This is a genomic window from Phreatobacter sp. AB_2022a (assembly GCF_026847585.1).
GTDB lineage: Bacteria > Pseudomonadota > Alphaproteobacteria > Rhizobiales > Phreatobacteraceae > Phreatobacter.
Genome location: NZ_JAPSET010000001.1, coordinates 1 through 16,877, shown reverse-complemented (window position 1 = coordinate 16,877; position 16,877 = coordinate 1). Strand labels below are relative to the sequence as shown.

Below are 16,877 nucleotides of genomic sequence, written 5' to 3'. Positions count from 1 at the left end.
ATGAGGAGACGTGCGCTGTCCCCCGTCTCGCGGACGAAACAGCGCGATTTCTGTCCACGATGCGGACAGGCCAGTCAGGGCGCATGAAAAAAGCGGGTCCCGGACCGGAACCCGCTTCGCTTCGGCTTTATCTGGATGGCGGTCAGGTCGAGCGCAGGCGCGGCCGTGCTGACCCGGCTCAGTTCGCCAGCGTGATGCCCGCCTTGGTGATGATCTCGTCGAACTTCGCCATTTCCGACCGCGACTTCGCGCGGAACTCGTCCGGCGTCGACGGGGTCGCGGTCGCTCCCATCTCCTCGAACCTCTGGATCACGCCCGGCTCGGCGAGCGCGGCCTTCAGGGCCTCGGTCAGCACGTCGCAGATCTCCTTCGGCGTCCCCTTCGGCGCCAGGAAGCCGTTCCACGATGTGATGTCGAAACCCGGCAGGGTTTCGGCAAGTGGCGGGATCTCGGGCGTGATCTTGGCGCGCTGCGCCGAGGTCACGGCGAGGCCGCGAATGGCGCCCGCCTTGTAGTGCGGATAGGGCGAGGTGAAATTGTCGAAGGAGAGCTTCACCTCGCCGCCGATCAGCGCCTGGACCAGCGCCGCCGACGACCGCATGGGCACGTGGGTGAGCTTGGTTCCGGTCATCTGCATGAACAGCTCGGCCGACAGGTGGATCGACGTGCCGATACCGGAGGAGCCGAAATTCTCCTTGCCTGGATTGGCCTTCAGATAGGCGATGAACTCGGCGACGTTGCTCGCCGGGATCGAGGGATGGATGCACATGAAGTTCGGCTGCGACGAGGCAAGGCCGATGAACTCGAAATCCTCGATCGGCTTGAACGGCAGGCGCTCGCGGTAGAGGATGGGATTGATCCCGTGGTTCGAGATCGTCGTCATGCCGATCGTGTAGCCGTCGTTGTTCGACCGGGCGAGCGCGGCAACCCCGACATTGCCACCGGCGCCGGCGCGGTTCTCGACGATAAATCCCTGGCCGAAACGGCTCTGCAGCCGCTCGGACACGATGCGGCCGATCACGTCGGTCGAGCCGCCGGCGCCAAACGGCACGATCACCGTCACAGGCCGGCTCGGATAGGCTTGCGCGAAGCCCTCGCGCGCGACGAAAGGCGAAGCGATCGCGCCGGCGGTCAGCCCGAGCGCGGTCCGTCTGGTCATGCGGGTCATGGTTCCTCCTGGAAGAGATGCGGCCTTCGGCCGTCGTTTGCGGAGGAGCCTAACTCGGCTGAAGGCGGCCGTGAAGGCGGGATCGGACGACGCGCATCGCCGCGGATCAGCCTGGCGTCCCGGGGGCCCGATCGGCGAGCCCGGCGAGCACCGCCGCGGTCGTGGCCACCGCCGCGAATTCGAAGCCGAGCGTCGCCAGATGGACCGCCTGCACGGTTTCGGCGGGAATGCTGCCGCCACGTCCATCCGGCAGATCGAAGCAGTCGCAGGCATCGGCGACCAGAATCATGCGGTAGCCGAGATTGGCCCCGACCCGCACGGTGGTCGACACGCACATATCGGTCGACAGGCCGAAAGCGACGACCGAAGTTGCACGCAACCGGCGCAGCATCAGGTCGAGCTCGGTGCCGATGAAAGCCGCGTTCACCGATTTGGCGACGAGCGGCTCGCCCTCGCGCGGCGCAAAGCCGTCCCGGAAGGCATGGCCCGGCATGCCCGGGCGCAAGGTCGATCCGGGCGCGACCGAATCGTGCCTGACATGAATGATCGGCAGGCCGCGACGGCGCCATGCATCGAGGAGCGCCAGGCCGTTGCCATCGAGCGCGCTGTTCCAGCGGCGCGGCCATGGCGGCCCGTCGAAGGCCTTCTGCATGTCGATCGGCAACAGAACCGGGGTCTTGTCGGCAGGCATGAGGCCGTCCTCGCTTGGGGAACAGGCCTCGAAACTGCCGCAGGGCGCGGCCGGCCGCACTCGACAAGATGACCTGCCGGCCGCCAATCTGCCGGTGCCGGACAGATCCGCGGACGCGATGGCCGGCGCCGCCGGTTCGATAAGGAGATGCCATGGTGCTGGACGATCGGGATCACGCACTGATCGCCGCCTTGCGCCGCAACGCACGCGAAAGCCTGGTCTCGCTCGCGCGGCGCGTCGGCCTGTCGCGCAGCGCCACGCAGGAGCGGCTGCGCCGGCTCGAGCGCGAGGGCGTCATTCTCGGCTATACGGCGCGCCTCGGCGAAACCGCCGGCACCGCGCCGGTTCGGGCGCTGATCGCCGTCAGCTTCGTTCAGGGACGCAAGTGCGACCACGTCGTGCCGCAGCTTTCGGGGCTGCCGGAAATCGTCGCCTGCCAGTCGCTCGCCGGCGCCATCGACCTGATGCTGACGGTCGACTGCGCCTCGACGGCCGCGCTCGACGCGATCAGGGACAAGGTGGCGGCGACGTCGGGTGTCGCGACCGCGACCACGCATGTCGTGCTGCGCACTCATTTCGACGGACGCGCCTGACCGGACAAGGCCGGTCAGGATCCGCAGCTCGCAGCACGCGGTGTCTCACGCCTCCGGCGGCAGGCTCTTCAACTGCTTCGGCAGCGCCGCGAGGTCGGCTTCGAGCTCGCCCAGCCGCGCCCGGTGCGCGGCTTCGGCCTCGGTCCGGTTGGTGTATTCGACGCCGCCGACCAGGAATTTCTCGCTGCGCAGAAGGCCCGACTTCTTCACCGTGACGCCGTTCGCCTTCAATTCCTCGAGCTGCTTCTGGGCCGTGGTGATCTTGGCATTGATCGCGGCATTCTGCTCGATGATCTGCGACCGCTCGCGCTGGCGTGTCTCCCCGTCCATCCTGTCCTGGCGCGCCTTGATCCGGGCCTTGTATTCGGACGCGTCCAGCCATTCGGTGCGCTGGCAGACGACGAGGAGCGAGGCCGTCGTGCCGGCGGCCCAGCCGAGACCGAAGGCTCCGAGCACGGCTTCCGGCTCGCGGCGCGTGCCCTGGCGGACGACCTTCTGGTGCTCATGATAGGTCAGGCTCTTGTCGAGCGGCACGACCATCTTGATCTCCCACTGATCCTCGTTGAGCGAGGCGATCAGCTGGTCCAGCCGCTTGGCGATATCGGGAACGTCGACCGTGACCGCACCGAGGCTCCAATCCTTGTCGCCTTCCGTCTTCGTCCAGGAGGGGAACAGGTCGACGGTGAACTGCTTGGTGGCGATCCACGGAATCATGCTGGAGGTCTCGGGATTGATCTGGAGGCTGGGTGTCGGCGACGGCGTGGACGAAGGATTGGCGGGCTCGGCAGCCGCCGGCGGGGCGGGCTCGGCCGCGGCGGGCTCGACGGCGACCGCCGGAACCGGAGCCGGGGCGGCTGTCGGCGGCTCGGCCGGCGCCGCCTGGACCTTGGGGTCGAGTTCGACGGGAGGAGCGCGATCGACCGGCGGCTCCTTGTTCGCCTGCAGAGCCGGAGCACCGGGCTGAGGCTCGGCGAGGAGCGCGCTCAGTTCGTCGAGAACCACCAGGTCCTTGTCGTCCAGGACCTCGGAACGCTCAGCGCTCCCGGGTGCCGCCGGAGGCTGCGAGGCCTTCGAGGTAGCGGTTCCAGATGACGGCGTGGTCGCGTCCGAGCTCATACAGATAGTCCCATGAATAGATCCCGGTGGAATGAAGATCGTCGAACGACAGCCGGATCGCGTAGCGACCGACCGGATCGATACCGATTACCCGGACATCCTTCTTGCCAGCGACGAATTTCCGCTCCGACGGCGAATGGCCTTGCACCTCCGCCGAGGGGCTCTCGACGCGCAGATATTCCGCGTCCAGGGCGAAAATGTGCCCATCATCGAAACTGACCGTCAAAAGGCGCTTGTCGGGCGACAGCCTGATTTCCACCGGCCAGGCATGGGCCCGGCCCGTCGCGCTTTCGACGGCGCTGACCTCGGCCATCGCGACGCCTCCCCCGATTCCGCTACTGCCCGACGTCGACAGGTAGACGTTTCCCTTGACATCTTCAACGCCGGTATCGGCCCCGAAGGTTCGGTTCCGATCGATAACGACCGGCGCGAATGCGAGGAATGCGGCAGGCGCGGACGTGACGCAGCCCCAAAGCTCACCTAAATATGCACAATGAAGACCGGCCGGCCCGAGCGGGGCGCGGGCCGAGAGGTAAGCCATGCTCGATCATGCCGCATCCGCCAGACCCATGCCGATGATCGACCCGTTCGGTCGCAGCATCGACTATCTGCGCGTCTCGGTGACGGACCGCTGCGATTTCCGCTGCGTCTACTGCATGGCCGAGAACATGACCTTCTTGCCGAAAAAGGACCTGCTGACGCTGGAGGAGCTCGACCGGCTCTGTTCGGCCTTCATCGACAAGGGCGTCAGGAAGCTGCGGCTGACCGGTGGCGAGCCGCTGGTTCGCAAGGACGTGATGACCCTGTTCCGCTCGCTGTCCCGGCACCTGGACAGCGGCGCCCTCGACGAACTGACGGTCACGACCAACGGTTCGCAGCTGGCGCGCCATGCGGCCGATCTCGCCGCCTTCGGCGTCAAGCGGATCAATGTCTCGCTCGATACGCTCGACCCGGGCCTGTTTCGCAGCATCACCCGCTGGGGCGATCTTGCCGACGTGCTCGCCGGCATCGACGCGGCCCTTGCCGCCGGCATCCATGTCAAGATCAATGCCGTGGCGCTCAAGGGCGTCAACGAGAACGAGATCGAGGATCTCATCGTGTGGGCCCATGGCAAGGGCATGGACATTTCATTCATCGAGGTCATGCCGCTCGGCGATATCGAACCGTCCCGCCTCGACCAGTACCTGCCCTTGTCGATCGTCAGGGCGCGCCTGATGGATCGCTGGACGCTGACGGAAAGCGACCATCGCACCGGCGGGCCGGCCCGTTACGTGACAGTTGCCGAAACCGGCGGCCGCATCGGCTTCATCACGCCGATGACGCATAATTTCTGCGAAAGCTGCAACCGCGTGCGCATCACCTGCACGGGCACGCTGTTCATGTGCCTCGGCCAGGAGGACGCCGCCGACCTGCGCGCGCCGCTCAGGGCCTCCGAGGCCAATGACCTCATCTACGCAGCCATCGACCGGGCAATCGCGCGCAAGCCCAAGGGCCACGACTTCATCATCGATCGGCGCACGCGCCGCCCCTCGGTGTCGCGCCACATGAGCATGACAGGCGGCTGAGCCGCCGTTATGTCACGCATATCAAGGTGACCGCGGCCCGCCGCGCTTTGGCCGCAATCGCGCGGCCTATGGCGCCATCGAGATGCTGATGGCGAGGTCGGCTGCGGGTTCCCCCCGCAGCTTTTTGCCGTTGCCCGGTATCCGTGTTCGCGCCGTTCCGGCCCGTCCCGGCCTCCTGCGAGGCAGCAGCCGATGCCGGAATCGGGGGCGAGAGCATGCCGCAGGCCCCTGGGCCGCCCGCTCCCCGCAAGCCTTGCGCGCGGGCCATCGGGGCGTTGCGTCGTCAAGAACAACAAGCGCGGCCTGGGCCTCCCTGCCACGGCCCCCGACAAGGGTGATCGCGATGACCGAAACAAGTCCGGCGCTGCCGAGCCGTGCCGCCGTCCAGGAGGAGCTCCGGCGCCTCCTCCAGTCTCCTTTCGTCCCTGAAGGCTCGATGCTGGCCAAGATGCTCACCTATGTGGTCGAGCGCACGCTGGCCGGCGAGGACCGCGCGATCAAGGCCTATACCATTGCGGTCGAGGCGCTCGGCCGGTCGCCGCAGTTCGAGGCCGATCGCGACTCGACCGTCCGGGTGGCGGCCATGCGCCTGCGCGGCGCCCTCGACCTCTATTACGGCGGGCCCGGCGCGAACTCGCCGACGCGCATCCGCATGGTGCCCGGCTCGTACCGGCCGATCTTCGAGACTGTGCAGCCCCCCGAACGCCCGGCGGGCCCGCCGCTGTTCAGCCGGCTGCTGCGGCGCCTGACCTCCACACGCGCCCTGCTGGTCGTGCTGAGCACCATGATGGCGGTCAATTTCGCCATGACCGTTTCGCTCATGAGCCTGCAGGTCCAGGCCGCCGACCGGGACAGGGACGCCGGAAACCGTCCGCCTGCGGTCTACGACCTGATCCAGCACGAGATCCAGCGCAGCTTCGGCCAGCCGCTGGATTGAGCCGCCCGTTTCCCCGGCGGGCCCGGCCCCCGCATCGGCGGGCGGCAGCCCCACCAAAGGCGCGCTCGACGCACGCGCGCGATGCAGGTTAGCTCTGCCGCAGGGGAAGAAACGACCGGAGCATTCCGTGGCTCGCTATGACGTGATCGTCGCCGGCGTCGGGGCGATGGGATCCGCTGCACTGTGGCAGCTCGCGCGGCGCGGTCAGCGCGTTTTGGGCCTCGAGCGTTTCGACATCCCGCACGCCATGGGCTCATCGCATGGCGTGAACCGGATCATCCGGCTCGCCTATTTCGAACACCCCTCCTACGTGCCGCTGCTGCGCCGGGCCTATCAGCTCTGGCGCGAGACGGAGCAGCTGTTCGGCGAACAATTGCTCTATGTCACGGGCGGCATCGACGCCGGTCCCGCCGGCGGCCGCGTGGTCACCGGTTCGCTCGCCGCCTGCGCCGAGCATGATCTCGACCATGAGCTTCTCGACGCGAAGGCGCTGGCGCGCCGGTTTCCGGCCTATCGGCTGGCCCCGGACCATGTCGGCAACGTGCAGCCGGACGCCGGCTTCGTGATGAGCGAACGGGCGATCGTCGCCCAGGCGACCATGGCGATCGCGGCGGGCGCCGATATCCGCGCGCGCGAGCCGATCACCGCCTGGGAACCGACGGCCGGCGGCGGCGTGCGCGTCACGACCTCGAAGGGGCGCTACGAGGCCGGCCGCCTGATCCTCTCGACCGGAGCCTGGATCGCCGACCACGTGCCGGCGCTTGCCGGGCTCGCAGTGCCGGAACGACAGGTCCTCGGCTGGTTCCAGCCGAAGCGCCCGGAACATTTCCGCCTTGGCGCCTTTCCGGTCTCCATCGTCGAAGCGGACGAGGCGACCACCTATCAGTTTCCGGTGTTCGGCGTGCCCGGCTTCAAGATCGGCATCTACAATCACCTGCGCCAGAGCGGCGCCGCCGAAACCCTGTCGCGCGAGCCGGCCGCCGAGGACGAAGCGGCGCTGCGCGCCGCCGTGCGCCGGCTGTTTCCCGGCGCCGACGGGCCGACACTCGCGCTGCGCACCTGCATGTTCACCAATACGCCCGACGAACATTTCGTCGTCGACACCCTGCCCGGCCTGCCGCAGGTGGTGGTCGCCTCGCCCTGTTCGGGCCACGGCTTCAAGTTCGCCAGCGTCATGGGCGAGGTGCTTGCCGACCTCGCGACCACCGGCGGGAGCCGCCACGACCTCTCGCTGTTCCGTCTGGGCCGCTTCTCATGACGCCGCTGGTCCACGTCGCCGCCACGCCCGACGCCAACCGGCGCGGCATGTTCGCCATGCTCGGCGCCATGGCCTTCTTCGTCACCAACGACACGCTGGTGAAGATCGCCGCCAAGGATCTGCCATCGGGGCAGTTGATCGCGATCCGCGGCGCCTTCGCCACAACGCTCGTGCTCTGCTGGCTCGCGGCCAGCGGCCAGATCCGCTTCGTCAACCGCGTCCTGTCGCCGCTCGTCCTTGGCCGCGCGCTGAGCGAAGGAACCGTCGCCTTCCTGTTCATCACCGCACTGGCGCAGATGCCGATCGGTGAAGTGACCGCCATCTCGCTGATCACGCCGCTCGTCATCACCGCCCTCTCCGTGCCGCTGCTCGGAGAAAAGGTCGGCTGGCGCCGCGCGCTCGCGGTGGTCGCCGGCTTCATCGGCATGCTGTTCGTGGTCAAGCCCACGGGCGCCGGCTTCAACGCCGGCCATGCCACCATCCTGGTGCTGCTGAGCGTGGTGTTCTGCGCCTTCCGCGACCTCATCACCCGCTTCATCGACCCCACCATCCCGACCCTCGCCATCACCCTGTCGACCTGTCTTGCCGTCGGCCTGTTCGGTGCCGCTGCCGTGCCGCTGCAGGGCTGGATCGTGCCGACATGGCAGCATATCGGCCTCCTCGCCGCCGCCTCCGTGGTCCTGGTCATCGGCAATTTCTGCATGATCCAGGCGTTCCGTGGCGTCGAGGTCTCGCTGGTCTCGCCGTTCCGCTACAGCGTGATGATCTGGGCCTTGCTGTCGGGCATCGTCGTGTTCGGCGAATGGCCGGACTGGGCGAGCTGGGTCGGCATGGCCATCATCATGGCCGCCGGCCTCTACACGCTCCAGCGCGAGGCGACGCGTCTCAGCAGGCCGATCAGCGCGGCCGAGGCGACGGTGCGCACGCCGCCTTCCTGACCCGACCCGTCAGGCGGGCCGCCCGGACGCGCGCCCGCCCCCGCTCATCAGCAGGACGAGGGTCCCCGCCAGCGCCGAGGCGAGCGAGCCCATGAGCACGCCGACCTTGACCTCGTTCTGCAGCGCCTCCGAGGCCGGGAAGGCAAGGAGGCCGATGAATAGGCTCATGGTAAAACCGATGCCGCAGAGCATCGCCACGCCATAGACCTGCGCCCAGGAGGCATGTTCGGGGCAGTCAGCCCAGCCGAGCCTGACGGCAAGCCAGGTGGTGAGGAAGACGCCGATCTGCTTGCCGAGGAACAGGCCGGCCGCGATGCCGACCGGCACCGGCGCCAGCAGGGCGGCGAGATCGAGGCCGGCCAGCGACACGCCGGCATTGGCGAAGCCGAAGACAGGCACGATCAGATAGGCGACATAAGGGTGCAGCGCGTGCTCGAGCACGTGCAGCGGCGAATGCGGGTCATCGGGCCGGCCGGGCGAGGTGCGCAGCGGAATGGTGAGCGCCAGCGCGACGCCGGCAAGCGTGGCATGGACGCCCGACTTGAGCAGGAAGAACCAGAGGAAGAGGCCCGGCAGAAGGTAGGCCGGCAGGCGCTCGACGCCGGCCCGGTTGAGCGCGGTGAGCAGCGCCAGCACGGCGATGGCCGCGCCAAGCCAGGCGAGCGACAGGTCGGCGGTGTAGAAGGCGGCAATGATGGCGATGGCTCCGAGATCGTCGATGATGGCGAGTGCCGTCAGGAAGATCTTCAGCGACACGGGCACGCGCGAGCCGAGCAGGGCCAGCACGCCGAGCGCAAAGGCGATGTCGGTGGCGGTCGGGATGGCCCAGCCGCGCAGCGTCGCCGGCGTCGCCATATTGAACAGCACGTAGATGACGGCCGGCGCGATCATGCCGCCCGCGGCGGCGATGCCCGGCAGAACGCGCCGCGGCCAGGTGGACAGCTGGCCGTCGACGAACTCCCGCTTGATCTCCAGGCCGACTAGCAGGAAGAACAGCGCCATCAGGCCGTCATTGATCCAATGCAGCACGCTCAGCGGGCCGAGATAGAGCTTGAGCAGCGCGAAATAGCCCGACGCCGCCGGCGAATTGGCGAGAACCATCGCAACCACCGCGGCAGCCATCAGGACGATGCCGCCACTGGCCTCGCCGGACAGGAAGGCACGGAGGGCGGAAAGCGGCCGGGGCGCTGGGCTGGTCTGCCGGGTCATCAATGTTCCTTCGTTCCGGGGCGGGGATAGGCCGGGCGCGGGTTCATTTTGCGTCGCAGCATGCTGGCCCATCGCCCGCGCAAGGTCGAGGTGGCCACTTGCCGCGCCGCAGACAGATTGACCAGCCAGCCGCCACCCAGCAAGGTCGGAGCAATGACCATCCTGTTTCGTGCCACACATCCCCTGCTTCTCGTCCTGTCACTGGCCCTGTCGTCGGCCGGTCGAGCCGACCCGTTCGAAGAGATCGGACGCTGTACGGCGATTTCAGCCGATGCCGAGCGGCTGCGCTGCTTCGATGCGGCGGCGCGCGCCTTGCCGAACGTGGATGCCGTCGCCGGCGACACGGGCGCGTGGACGGTCGTCCGGCCTGCGGCAGGTGCCGGCGCAACGGCCGGCCGCGCGGCCGCGACGCAGGGCCCGTCCGGCCCCGACAACATCACGCTCACCATCAGCTGCGCCGATGGCCGGCCAAGCCTCTCCGCAGCCCGCGAGCCGGTCATCGCCCGCAGCGCGTCGACGCTCGTCACGCTGCATGTCAACGACCGGCTGGTGCTCAGCGACCTCTGGTCGTCTTCGAGCAACTACCAGTCTGCCGCGATGCCGGGCGATGTCGCGGCCTTCCTCCGCGGCCTGCCGGCGACCGGCAAGCTGTCGCTGCAGTTCGAGGGCTCCCGCGGCTTTCGTTTCGAAGGCATTTTCGAGCTGGCCGGCATCGAAACGGTGCGCCGGCGCATCGTCGATGCCTGCCGCTGACGCGCCGACGGCGCGCGAGCCGGGAGGCTCTGCAACTTCCGTCGTACGTCATTTTCCGCATCGAGGCCGATTTTGCAGGATTTTCGCGGCAAACTGCCGATATTTGCGCGCCGATCGGCTGCAAATAGGGGTGTGCCGGTTCCAACATTCTGTTGTGCGGCGAACCCGCGTGGCATAGAGAGACCCGGTGTTTCGGCACCAAGACATGCCGGTATCCGCAATCAATGCGGGACCGCCAGACGGGAAGGATATCGGGGGGCAGGTTGCGATGGTTCCAGCCGTGGCGCGCCGCGAAGGCGGCCGGGCTTCAGCCGGGCAACGATGACCGAATTCCATACCTGACATACCGAGCGGAGCGTCGCGATCCGGTCTTGCGATCCAGCGCATCGGCGCGGCGCGGCCTGTTCGCCTCAACGGTTCGAGGAGACCGTTTCGCATGAACGGACTTTTGGCCCTGAGCCGCGGAATCGACGCCGTGAACGAGAAGGTCGGGCGGATCGCCGACTGGTGCGTGCTCCTCGCCTGCCTGATCAGCGCGGGCAATGCCTGCTTCCGGTACCTGTTCAGCCTGTCGTCGAATTCACTGCTGGAGATCCAGTGGTACCTGTTCGGCGTCACCGTCCTGCTCGGCGCGTCCTACACGCTGAAGATGAACGAGCACGTGCGCGTCGACCTCGTCTACGGGTCGCTGTCCGACCGTGGGCGGCTCTGGGTCGACACGCTCGGCCTCATCATCTTCCTGCTGCCGACGACGATCTTCCTGACCTATCTGTCCTGGCCGTTCTTCCTGATCTCCTATCGCCAGCACGAATGGTCGCAGAATGCCGGCGGCCTGCTGGTCTGGCCGATCAAGTTCGTCCTGCCTCTCGGCTTCTTTCTTTTGACCGTGCAGGGCTTGTCCGAACTGATCAAGCGCATCGCCGCCCTCACAGGCGCGCTTGCGATCGACACCAAATACGAAAAACCGCTGCAATAGGCCGCGCGAAGCGTACTCAGGAGTAGAGCGATGTTTTCGCACGGCATCATGCCCCCGCTCATGTTCGGCGGAATGATCTGCTTCATGCTGATCGGCTTTCCGGTGGCCTTCTCGCTTGCCGCAGTCGGGCTGTTCTTCGGCGGCCTCGGCATCATCACCGGCCATTTCGAGCCCGGCTTCCTGCAGGCGCTGCCGCTCAGGTTCCACGGCATCATCTCCAACGACCTTCTGCTCGCCATCCCCTTCTTCACCTTCATGGGCGCGATCCTCGAGCGCTGCGGCCTGGCCGAGGACCTGCTCGAGGGGACAGGCAAGCTGTTCGGCTCGCTGCCGGGCGGCCTCGCCTATGCCGTCATCGTCGTGGGCGCGATCCTCGGCGCCATCACCGGCACGGTCGCCGCCTCGGTGATCGCCATGGGCGTCATCTCGCTGCCGATCATGCAGCGCTACGGCTACGACATGAAACTGGCGACGGGTGTGATCGCCGCCTCCGGCACCATCACCCAGCTCATTCCGCCCTCGCTCGTGCTGGTCGTGCTCGCCGACCAGCTCGGCCGGTCGGTCGGCGACATGTATCTGGGTGCCATCGGGCCGTCCCTGCTGCAGGTCGGCATCTTCCTGGCCTATGTGGTGGTGCTCTCGATCGTTCGGCCGAAGACCATGCCGCCGCTGCCGCCGGAAGCCCGCGGCGAGGTCGGCTGGGAGCTGATCTCCAAGGTGCTGTGGGGCATGATCCCGTCGATCGTGCTCATCTTCCTCGTGCTCGGCACCATCTTCATGGGCCTTGCCACCCCGACGGAGGCCGGCGCCATGGGCGCCGTCGGCGCGCTGGTGCTGGCCGCCATGCACCGGCGCCTGACCTGGCCGCTCGTCGACCAGGGCATGAAGTCGACCATGCGGATCACCTCCATGGTGGTCTTCATCCTGATCGGCTCGACCGTGTTCAGTCTGGTCTTCCAGGGCATGGACGGCTCGCGCTGGATCGAGCACATGCTGGTCAGCCTGCCGGGCGGCCAGACCGGCTTCCTGATCTTCGTCAACATCTTCGTCTTCTTCCTGGCGTTCTTCCTCGACTTCTTCGAGATCGCCTTCATCGTCGTGCCGCTGCTCGCCCCGGTCGCCGCCAAGCTCGGCATCGACCTGATCTGGTTCGGCGTGCTGCTCTGCGTGAACATGCAGACGAGCTTCATGCACCCGCCCTTCGGCTTTGCCCTGTTCTACCTGCGTGGCATCGCGCCACCTTCGGTCAAGTCGAACGACATCTATCTCGGCGCCCTGCCCTGGGTCTTCCTGCAGCTCCTGCTCGTCGCGATCGTCATCTGGTGGCCGGAATCGGTGACCTATTGGCTGGACAAGGGGCCCAAGGTCGATCCGTCCAAGGTGGAAATCCGCATCGACATGCCGGGCCTTCCCGGCGGCGGCGGACTGCCGGGCTTCGATCTCACCCCGCCGCAGCCGCGCAACTGAAGCCGGCGCAACCCGACGATCTTGCCCCGACCGTGGCTTTTTCGCCCTAGTCGGCGGCGCAGCGGCGCGCTATCCCCTGCCCCGCAGATGCGGCGCGGGCAGCGCCCGTCCAGCAGCCGACGGATTTTCTTCCCAGCCGTCGAGGCTTTGGACCGGCGCCTCCGTGACCTTAGGTCAGATTGTTCGGGCCAGACGCTGATCCGGCGCCGGTATCGTGCCCGCGGAGTTGCTCGTATGGCGTTGTCGCTTTCGCGTGTCTTGCGTCCTTTCGCGCTGATCCTGGCGCTCGGCCTCGCGGCGGGCTGTGCGGCCCTGCCGCGCCTGCCGGCCGTTCCTGCGGCCGAAACGCAGAACGCCACCTTTCTCGGCCTGACCGACGCGCGCTTCCACCTTTGGGGTGATCCAGCGCCGCTCGCCGCCATGTGGGCAGCCGCCCAGCGCCGCCAGCTTGCGTCCGGGCGCGGCCGCGGCACCGAGAACATGCTGGCCATCTCCGGCGGCGGCGACAACGGCGCCTTCGGCGCCGGCATTCTCTACGGCTGGACACAGACCGGCACGCGCCCGGAATTCCGCCTGGTGACAGGTGTCTCCACCGGCGCCCTGACTGCCCCCTTCGCCTTCCTCGGCAGCCGCTACGACGAGCAGCTCAAGGCGGTCTACACCACGGTCCAGCGCAACGACATCGCCGAGCTCCTGTCGGTCGGCACCATCCTGTTCAATGGCGATTCGGTCGCTTCGAGCGCGCCGCTCGCCCGGCTGATCGCGACCTATGTGACACCGCAGATGGTCGAGGAGATCGCGGCCGAATACCGCAAGGGCCGCGTCCTGCTGATCGGCACCACCGACCTCGATCTCGGCCAGCCGGTCGCCTGGAACATCGGCGCGATCGCCGCCAGCGACCACCCTTATCGCGTCCAGGCGGTCCGCGACATCCTGCTCGCCTCGGCCTCGATCCCGGGGGCCTTCCCGCCGGTCATGATGGACGTCATGGTGAACGGCCAGCGGCGCCAGGAACTGCATGTCGACGGCGGCGCGACCAACCAGGTCTTCCTCTATCCGTCGAGCGTGCCGCGCCGGTCCCTGCCTTCCGCGCTGCGGACGAATGGCGGAGTCGCCTGGGTGATCCGCAACGGGCGCACGGCGGAGCCGCCGTCGCAGACCACGCGCGGCCTCATCCAGATCACGGCCCGGTCGATCTCCACCATGATCGCCTCCAACGGCGTCGGCGACATCTACCGCATGTACCTGCTGACCCGCCGCGACGGCGTGCCGTTCAAGCTTGCCTATATTTCGGACCGCTTCACCGTGCCCTACGACAAGCCGTTCGACCCGGTCTATATGAACGCGCTGTTCGAGTTCGGCCGCAACGAGATCCTCTCCGGCCGGGCCTGGGTCGACCGGCCGCCGGGCTACGCTCCCTGAATGCCTGCGAGGGCGGCCCGCCTGTTCCAAAAGAGCCCGGCGCGACCTCGCGCCGGGCTCTTTCGTCTCGGTGACGGGCAATCGCTCTAGCTGCGGCCGCGCGAGCGCACCATGAAGGTGTCGAACGTATATTCGGCGACCTGCCACCACAGATATTGCTCGCCGCGGAAGGCGACGGTCGCGTCAAGCAGCTTCCTGAAATCGGCATTGGTCGCCGCCGTCTCGGCATTGACCTCGTTCGCCGCTTTCAGGCAGCCCTCGAGCACCTCCAGCGAGAAGGGGCGGAGCTGGGTGCCGGCGGCGACGAGCTGACGCAACGCGGCCGGGTTCTGCGCGTCGTAGCGTGCCTGCATCCAGGTGTGGGCATGATGGGCGGCGTTGTAGACGATCGCCTGATAGGTCTTCGGCAACGCGTTCCATTTGGCCACGTTGACGAAATTGTGCAGCATCGCGCCACCTTCCCACCAGCCGGGATAATAGTAATAGGGCGCCACCTTGTTGAAGCCGAGCTTCTGGTCGTCATAGGGGCCGACCCATTCGGCAGCGTCGATCGTGCCCTTCTCCAGCGCCGGATAGATGTCGCCGCCCGCCACCTGCTGCGGCACGACGCCGAGCTTCTGCATCGCGCGCCCGGCAAAGCCGCCGATGCGCATCTTCAGGCCGTTGAGGTCGGCTAGCGTCTTGATCTCCTTGCGAAACCAGCCGCCCATCTGGCAGCCGGTATTGCCAAGCGGCATGCCATGGATGTTGTGCTTGGCATAGAAGGCGTTCATCAGCTCCATGCCGCCGTTCTGGAACTGCCAGGCGTTCTGCATGCGCGAATTGAGCCCGAACGGCAGCGCCGTGCCGAAGCAGAAGGTCGGGTCGATGCCGACATAGTAGTAGGATGCGGTGTGGCAGGCCTCGACCGTGCCGTCGCGCACCGCCTGCATCGCCTGCAGGCCGGGTACGATCTCGCCGGCGGCGAAGACCTGAACCTGGAAGCGGTTGTCGGTCATGTCGGCGACCGCCTTGGCGAACACCTCGGCGGCGCCGTAGATCGTGTCGAGCGACTTCGGAAAGCTCGACGTCATCCGCCATTTCACTTCGGGCATGGTCTGGGCGATGGCCGGCGCGGCCATCGCCACGCCGGCAGCCGCGACCGGCGCGGCGGCAATGAATGTCCGACGCTGCATGAGCGTTTCCTCCCCTGGATCCTTGGACGGCCCGTTGCCCGGGCTCGTGAGCGGACGACATCACAATTCACATCTGCATGCCAGCATTGCAGGATCGCCATATCTCATTTTTTGCATGGCTACGTATTGCCACGTAGCAGCCTCGGCGGCGAATGGCGCGCCTTCGCCGCCGAGACTTGACCTTGCTCCGCTGCCGGGGATGGTAGGCGTCCCGACACTTCAACTGCCGCATCGGAGCACCCCGCCATGGCGAAAGTCGCGTTCCTCGGTCTCGGCGTCATGGGCTATCCCATGGCCGGCCATCTGAAAGCCAAGGGCGGCCACCAGGTCACGGTCTACAACCGCACGTTCGCGAAGGCCGAAGCCTGGATGAAGCAGCATGGCGGGCGGGCTGCGGCGACGCCGAAGGAGGCGGCTGCCGGCCAGGATTTCGTCTTCGCCTGCGTCGGCAATGACGACGACCTGCGCCAGGTCACCATCGGACCCGACGGGGCCTTCCAGGCCATGGGCCGCGGCACGGTCTTCATCGACAACACCACCGCCTCCGCCGATGTCGCGCGCGAGCTGCAGGCCAAGGCGAAGGCGCTCGGCATCGGCTTCGTCGATGCTCCCGTTTCCGGCGGCCAGGCCGGCGCCGAGAACGGCGTGCTGACCGTCATGTGCGGCGGCGAGGAAGGCGACTATGCCAGGGCCGAACCGGTCATCGCCGCCTATGCCCGCGCCTGCCGCCGGCTCGGTCCGCCCGGTGCGGGCCAGCTGTCGAAGATGGTCAACCAGATCTGCATCGCCGGCCTGGTCCAGGGGCTCTCGGAAGGGCTGCATTTTGCCCGTAAGTCGGGCCTCGACATCGAGCAGCTGGTGGACGTCATCTCCAAGGGCGCTGCAGGCTCCTGGCAGATGGAGAACCGTCACAAGACGATGAACCAGGACAAGTTCGATTTCGGCTTTGCGGTCGACTGGATGCGCAAGGACCTCGGCATCTGCCTTGCCGAGGCGCGGCGCAACGGCGCGCATTTGCCGGTGACCGCGCTGGTCGACCAGTTCTACAGCGAGGTGCAGGCGATGGGCGGCGGTCGCTGGGACACGTCGAGCCTGTTCGCCCGGCTCGAGCGCAAATAGGACTGCCCGCCCTGATCAGCAAAGGGCCGCGAGGAGGCAAGCTCGCGGCCCTTTTTCGTTCCTGCCAGGTGCGCCTCTGCGCGGTCAGAACCGCCGGCGCGTATTGCCCGAGGGGCGCGGCGCCGATGCCCGCGGCGCGGCCATCCGCGGAGGAGCCGACATGCGGGGGGCCGCCATCCGTGGCGGTGCCGACATGCGGGGGGCCTGAATACGCGGCTGGATGTGGGCGCGCTGGACGTTCATGCGAGGCGCGACCTGCACGCGGTTCTGAATGACCGGCCGCTGCGGCTGCGGCCGGAAGGCCGCCTGCGGTCGCCCGGGCCGCGCCGCCTGGATGGCCGGGCCGGGACGGCCCTGCACGACGTTCGGGCGGTTCGGATTGGGATTGACCAGCGCCTGGCCCCGGCCGGGTGCAGTCGGCTGAGGTTTGCCGGCGGCCGGCGAGGTCTGGCCTTGCGGCAGTGGCGGACGACCCGCGACGGGCGGCACC

Annotated in this window: 16 protein-coding genes; 10 read left to right on the top strand and 6 right to left on the bottom strand. The window is 67.6% G+C overall.

The window, feature by feature from the left end; all coding sequences use genetic code 11:
• Window positions 1-178: 178 nt before the first annotated feature.
• Window positions 179-1,159: a Bug family tripartite tricarboxylate transporter substrate binding protein gene (locus OZ671_RS00080; RefSeq protein WP_268858803.1), complete on the bottom strand. Its 981-nt coding sequence runs from the start codon at window positions 1,157-1,159 to the stop codon at window positions 179-181.
• Between the two features lie 115 nt (window positions 1,160-1,274).
• Window positions 1,275-1,859: a cysteine hydrolase family protein gene (locus OZ671_RS00075; protein ID WP_268858802.1), complete on the bottom strand. Its 585-nt coding sequence runs from the start codon at window positions 1,857-1,859 to the stop codon at window positions 1,275-1,277.
• A gap of 152 nt (window positions 1,860-2,011) precedes the next feature.
• Here OZ671_RS00075 and OZ671_RS00070 point away from each other — a divergent pair, with 152 nt between their 5' ends.
• Window positions 2,012-2,452, top strand: a complete 441-nt coding sequence (locus OZ671_RS00070) for an Lrp/AsnC family transcriptional regulator (protein ID WP_268858801.1) — start codon at window positions 2,012-2,014, stop codon at window positions 2,450-2,452.
• 45 nt (window positions 2,453-2,497) lie between these two features.
• On the opposite strand, the gene OZ671_RS00065 is transcribed toward OZ671_RS00070, so the two are convergent.
• Window positions 2,498-3,454: a hypothetical protein gene (locus OZ671_RS00065; RefSeq protein WP_268858800.1), complete on the bottom strand. Its 957-nt coding sequence runs from the start codon at window positions 3,452-3,454 to the stop codon at window positions 2,498-2,500.
• Window positions 3,455-3,485: 31 nt separating this feature from the next.
• Window positions 3,486-4,109 carry a gamma-butyrobetaine hydroxylase-like domain-containing protein gene (locus tag OZ671_RS32010; protein WP_442957036.1) on the bottom strand — a complete coding sequence of 208 codons (624 nt, stop codon included), beginning with the start codon at window positions 4,107-4,109 and terminating at the stop codon, window positions 3,486-3,488.
• On the opposite strand from OZ671_RS32010, the gene moaA reads away from it, so the two are divergent.
• The 4 genes from moaA (at window position 4,108) to OZ671_RS00040 (ending at window position 8,266) form a co-directional block, all read left to right on the top strand.
• Entirely contained in the window at window positions 4,108-5,133 is a 1,026-nt protein-coding gene (gene moaA, locus OZ671_RS00055; RefSeq protein ID WP_268858799.1) for a GTP 3',8-cyclase MoaA, read from the top strand. The genes OZ671_RS32010 and moaA overlap by 2 nt on opposite strands.
• Window positions 5,134-5,476: 343 nt before the next feature.
• A complete protein-coding gene (locus tag OZ671_RS00050; protein WP_268858798.1) occupies window positions 5,477-6,070 on the top strand; it encodes a hypothetical protein in 594 nt (197 codons plus the stop codon).
• 127 nt (window positions 6,071-6,197) lie between these two features.
• Complete coding sequence (solA, locus tag OZ671_RS00045) at window positions 6,198-7,328, top strand: N-methyl-L-tryptophan oxidase (protein WP_268858797.1); 1,131 nt, start codon at window positions 6,198-6,200, stop codon at window positions 7,326-7,328.
• The gene (locus OZ671_RS00040; RefSeq protein WP_268858796.1) at window positions 7,325-8,266 is read left to right on the top strand and encodes a DMT family transporter; all 942 of its coding nucleotides are present in this window, start codon (window positions 7,325-7,327) and stop codon (window positions 8,264-8,266) included. Before solA ends, OZ671_RS00040 begins: the two co-directional genes overlap by 4 nt.
• 9 nt (window positions 8,267-8,275) lie before the next feature.
• On the opposite strand, the gene nhaA is transcribed toward OZ671_RS00040, so the two are convergent.
• A complete protein-coding gene (gene nhaA, locus OZ671_RS00035; protein ID WP_268858795.1) occupies window positions 8,276-9,475 on the bottom strand; it encodes a Na+/H+ antiporter NhaA in 1,200 nt (399 codons plus the stop codon).
• A gap of 153 nt (window positions 9,476-9,628) precedes the next feature.
• Here nhaA and OZ671_RS00030 point away from each other — a divergent pair, with 153 nt between their 5' ends.
• The 4 genes from OZ671_RS00030 to OZ671_RS00015 all read left to right on the top strand — a co-directional run bounded on the left by OZ671_RS00030 (window position 9,629) and on the right by OZ671_RS00015 (window position 14,093).
• Window positions 9,629-10,228, top strand: coding sequence for a hypothetical protein (locus OZ671_RS00030; RefSeq protein ID WP_268858794.1), 600 nt, complete (start codon window positions 9,629-9,631; stop codon window positions 10,226-10,228).
• 436 nt (window positions 10,229-10,664) lie between these two features.
• Window positions 10,665-11,204, top strand: coding sequence for a TRAP transporter small permease subunit (locus tag OZ671_RS00025; protein WP_268858793.1), 540 nt, complete (start codon window positions 10,665-10,667; stop codon window positions 11,202-11,204).
• Window positions 11,205-11,234: 30 nt separating this feature from the next.
• Window positions 11,235-12,671 carry a TRAP transporter large permease gene (locus tag OZ671_RS00020; RefSeq protein ID WP_268858792.1) on the top strand — a complete coding sequence of 479 codons (1,437 nt, stop codon included), beginning with the start codon at window positions 11,235-11,237 and terminating at the stop codon, window positions 12,669-12,671.
• Window positions 12,672-12,905: 234 nt separating this feature from the next.
• On the top strand, window positions 12,906-14,093 hold the full coding sequence (locus OZ671_RS00015; RefSeq protein WP_268858791.1) for a patatin-like phospholipase family protein: 1,188 nt from the start codon (window positions 12,906-12,908) through the stop codon (window positions 14,091-14,093).
• 86 nt (window positions 14,094-14,179) lie between these two features.
• Here OZ671_RS00015 and OZ671_RS00010 read toward each other — a convergent pair whose 3' ends face one another.
• Entirely contained in the window at window positions 14,180-15,268 is a 1,089-nt protein-coding gene (locus tag OZ671_RS00010; RefSeq protein WP_268858790.1) for a TRAP transporter substrate-binding protein, read from the bottom strand.
• Window positions 15,269-15,514: 246 nt separating this feature from the next.
• Here OZ671_RS00010 and OZ671_RS00005 point away from each other — a divergent pair, with 246 nt between their 5' ends.
• Window positions 15,515-16,387, top strand: coding sequence for an NAD(P)-dependent oxidoreductase (locus OZ671_RS00005; RefSeq protein ID WP_268858789.1), 873 nt, complete (start codon window positions 15,515-15,517; stop codon window positions 16,385-16,387).
• Window positions 16,388-16,877: the final 490 nt, after the last annotated feature.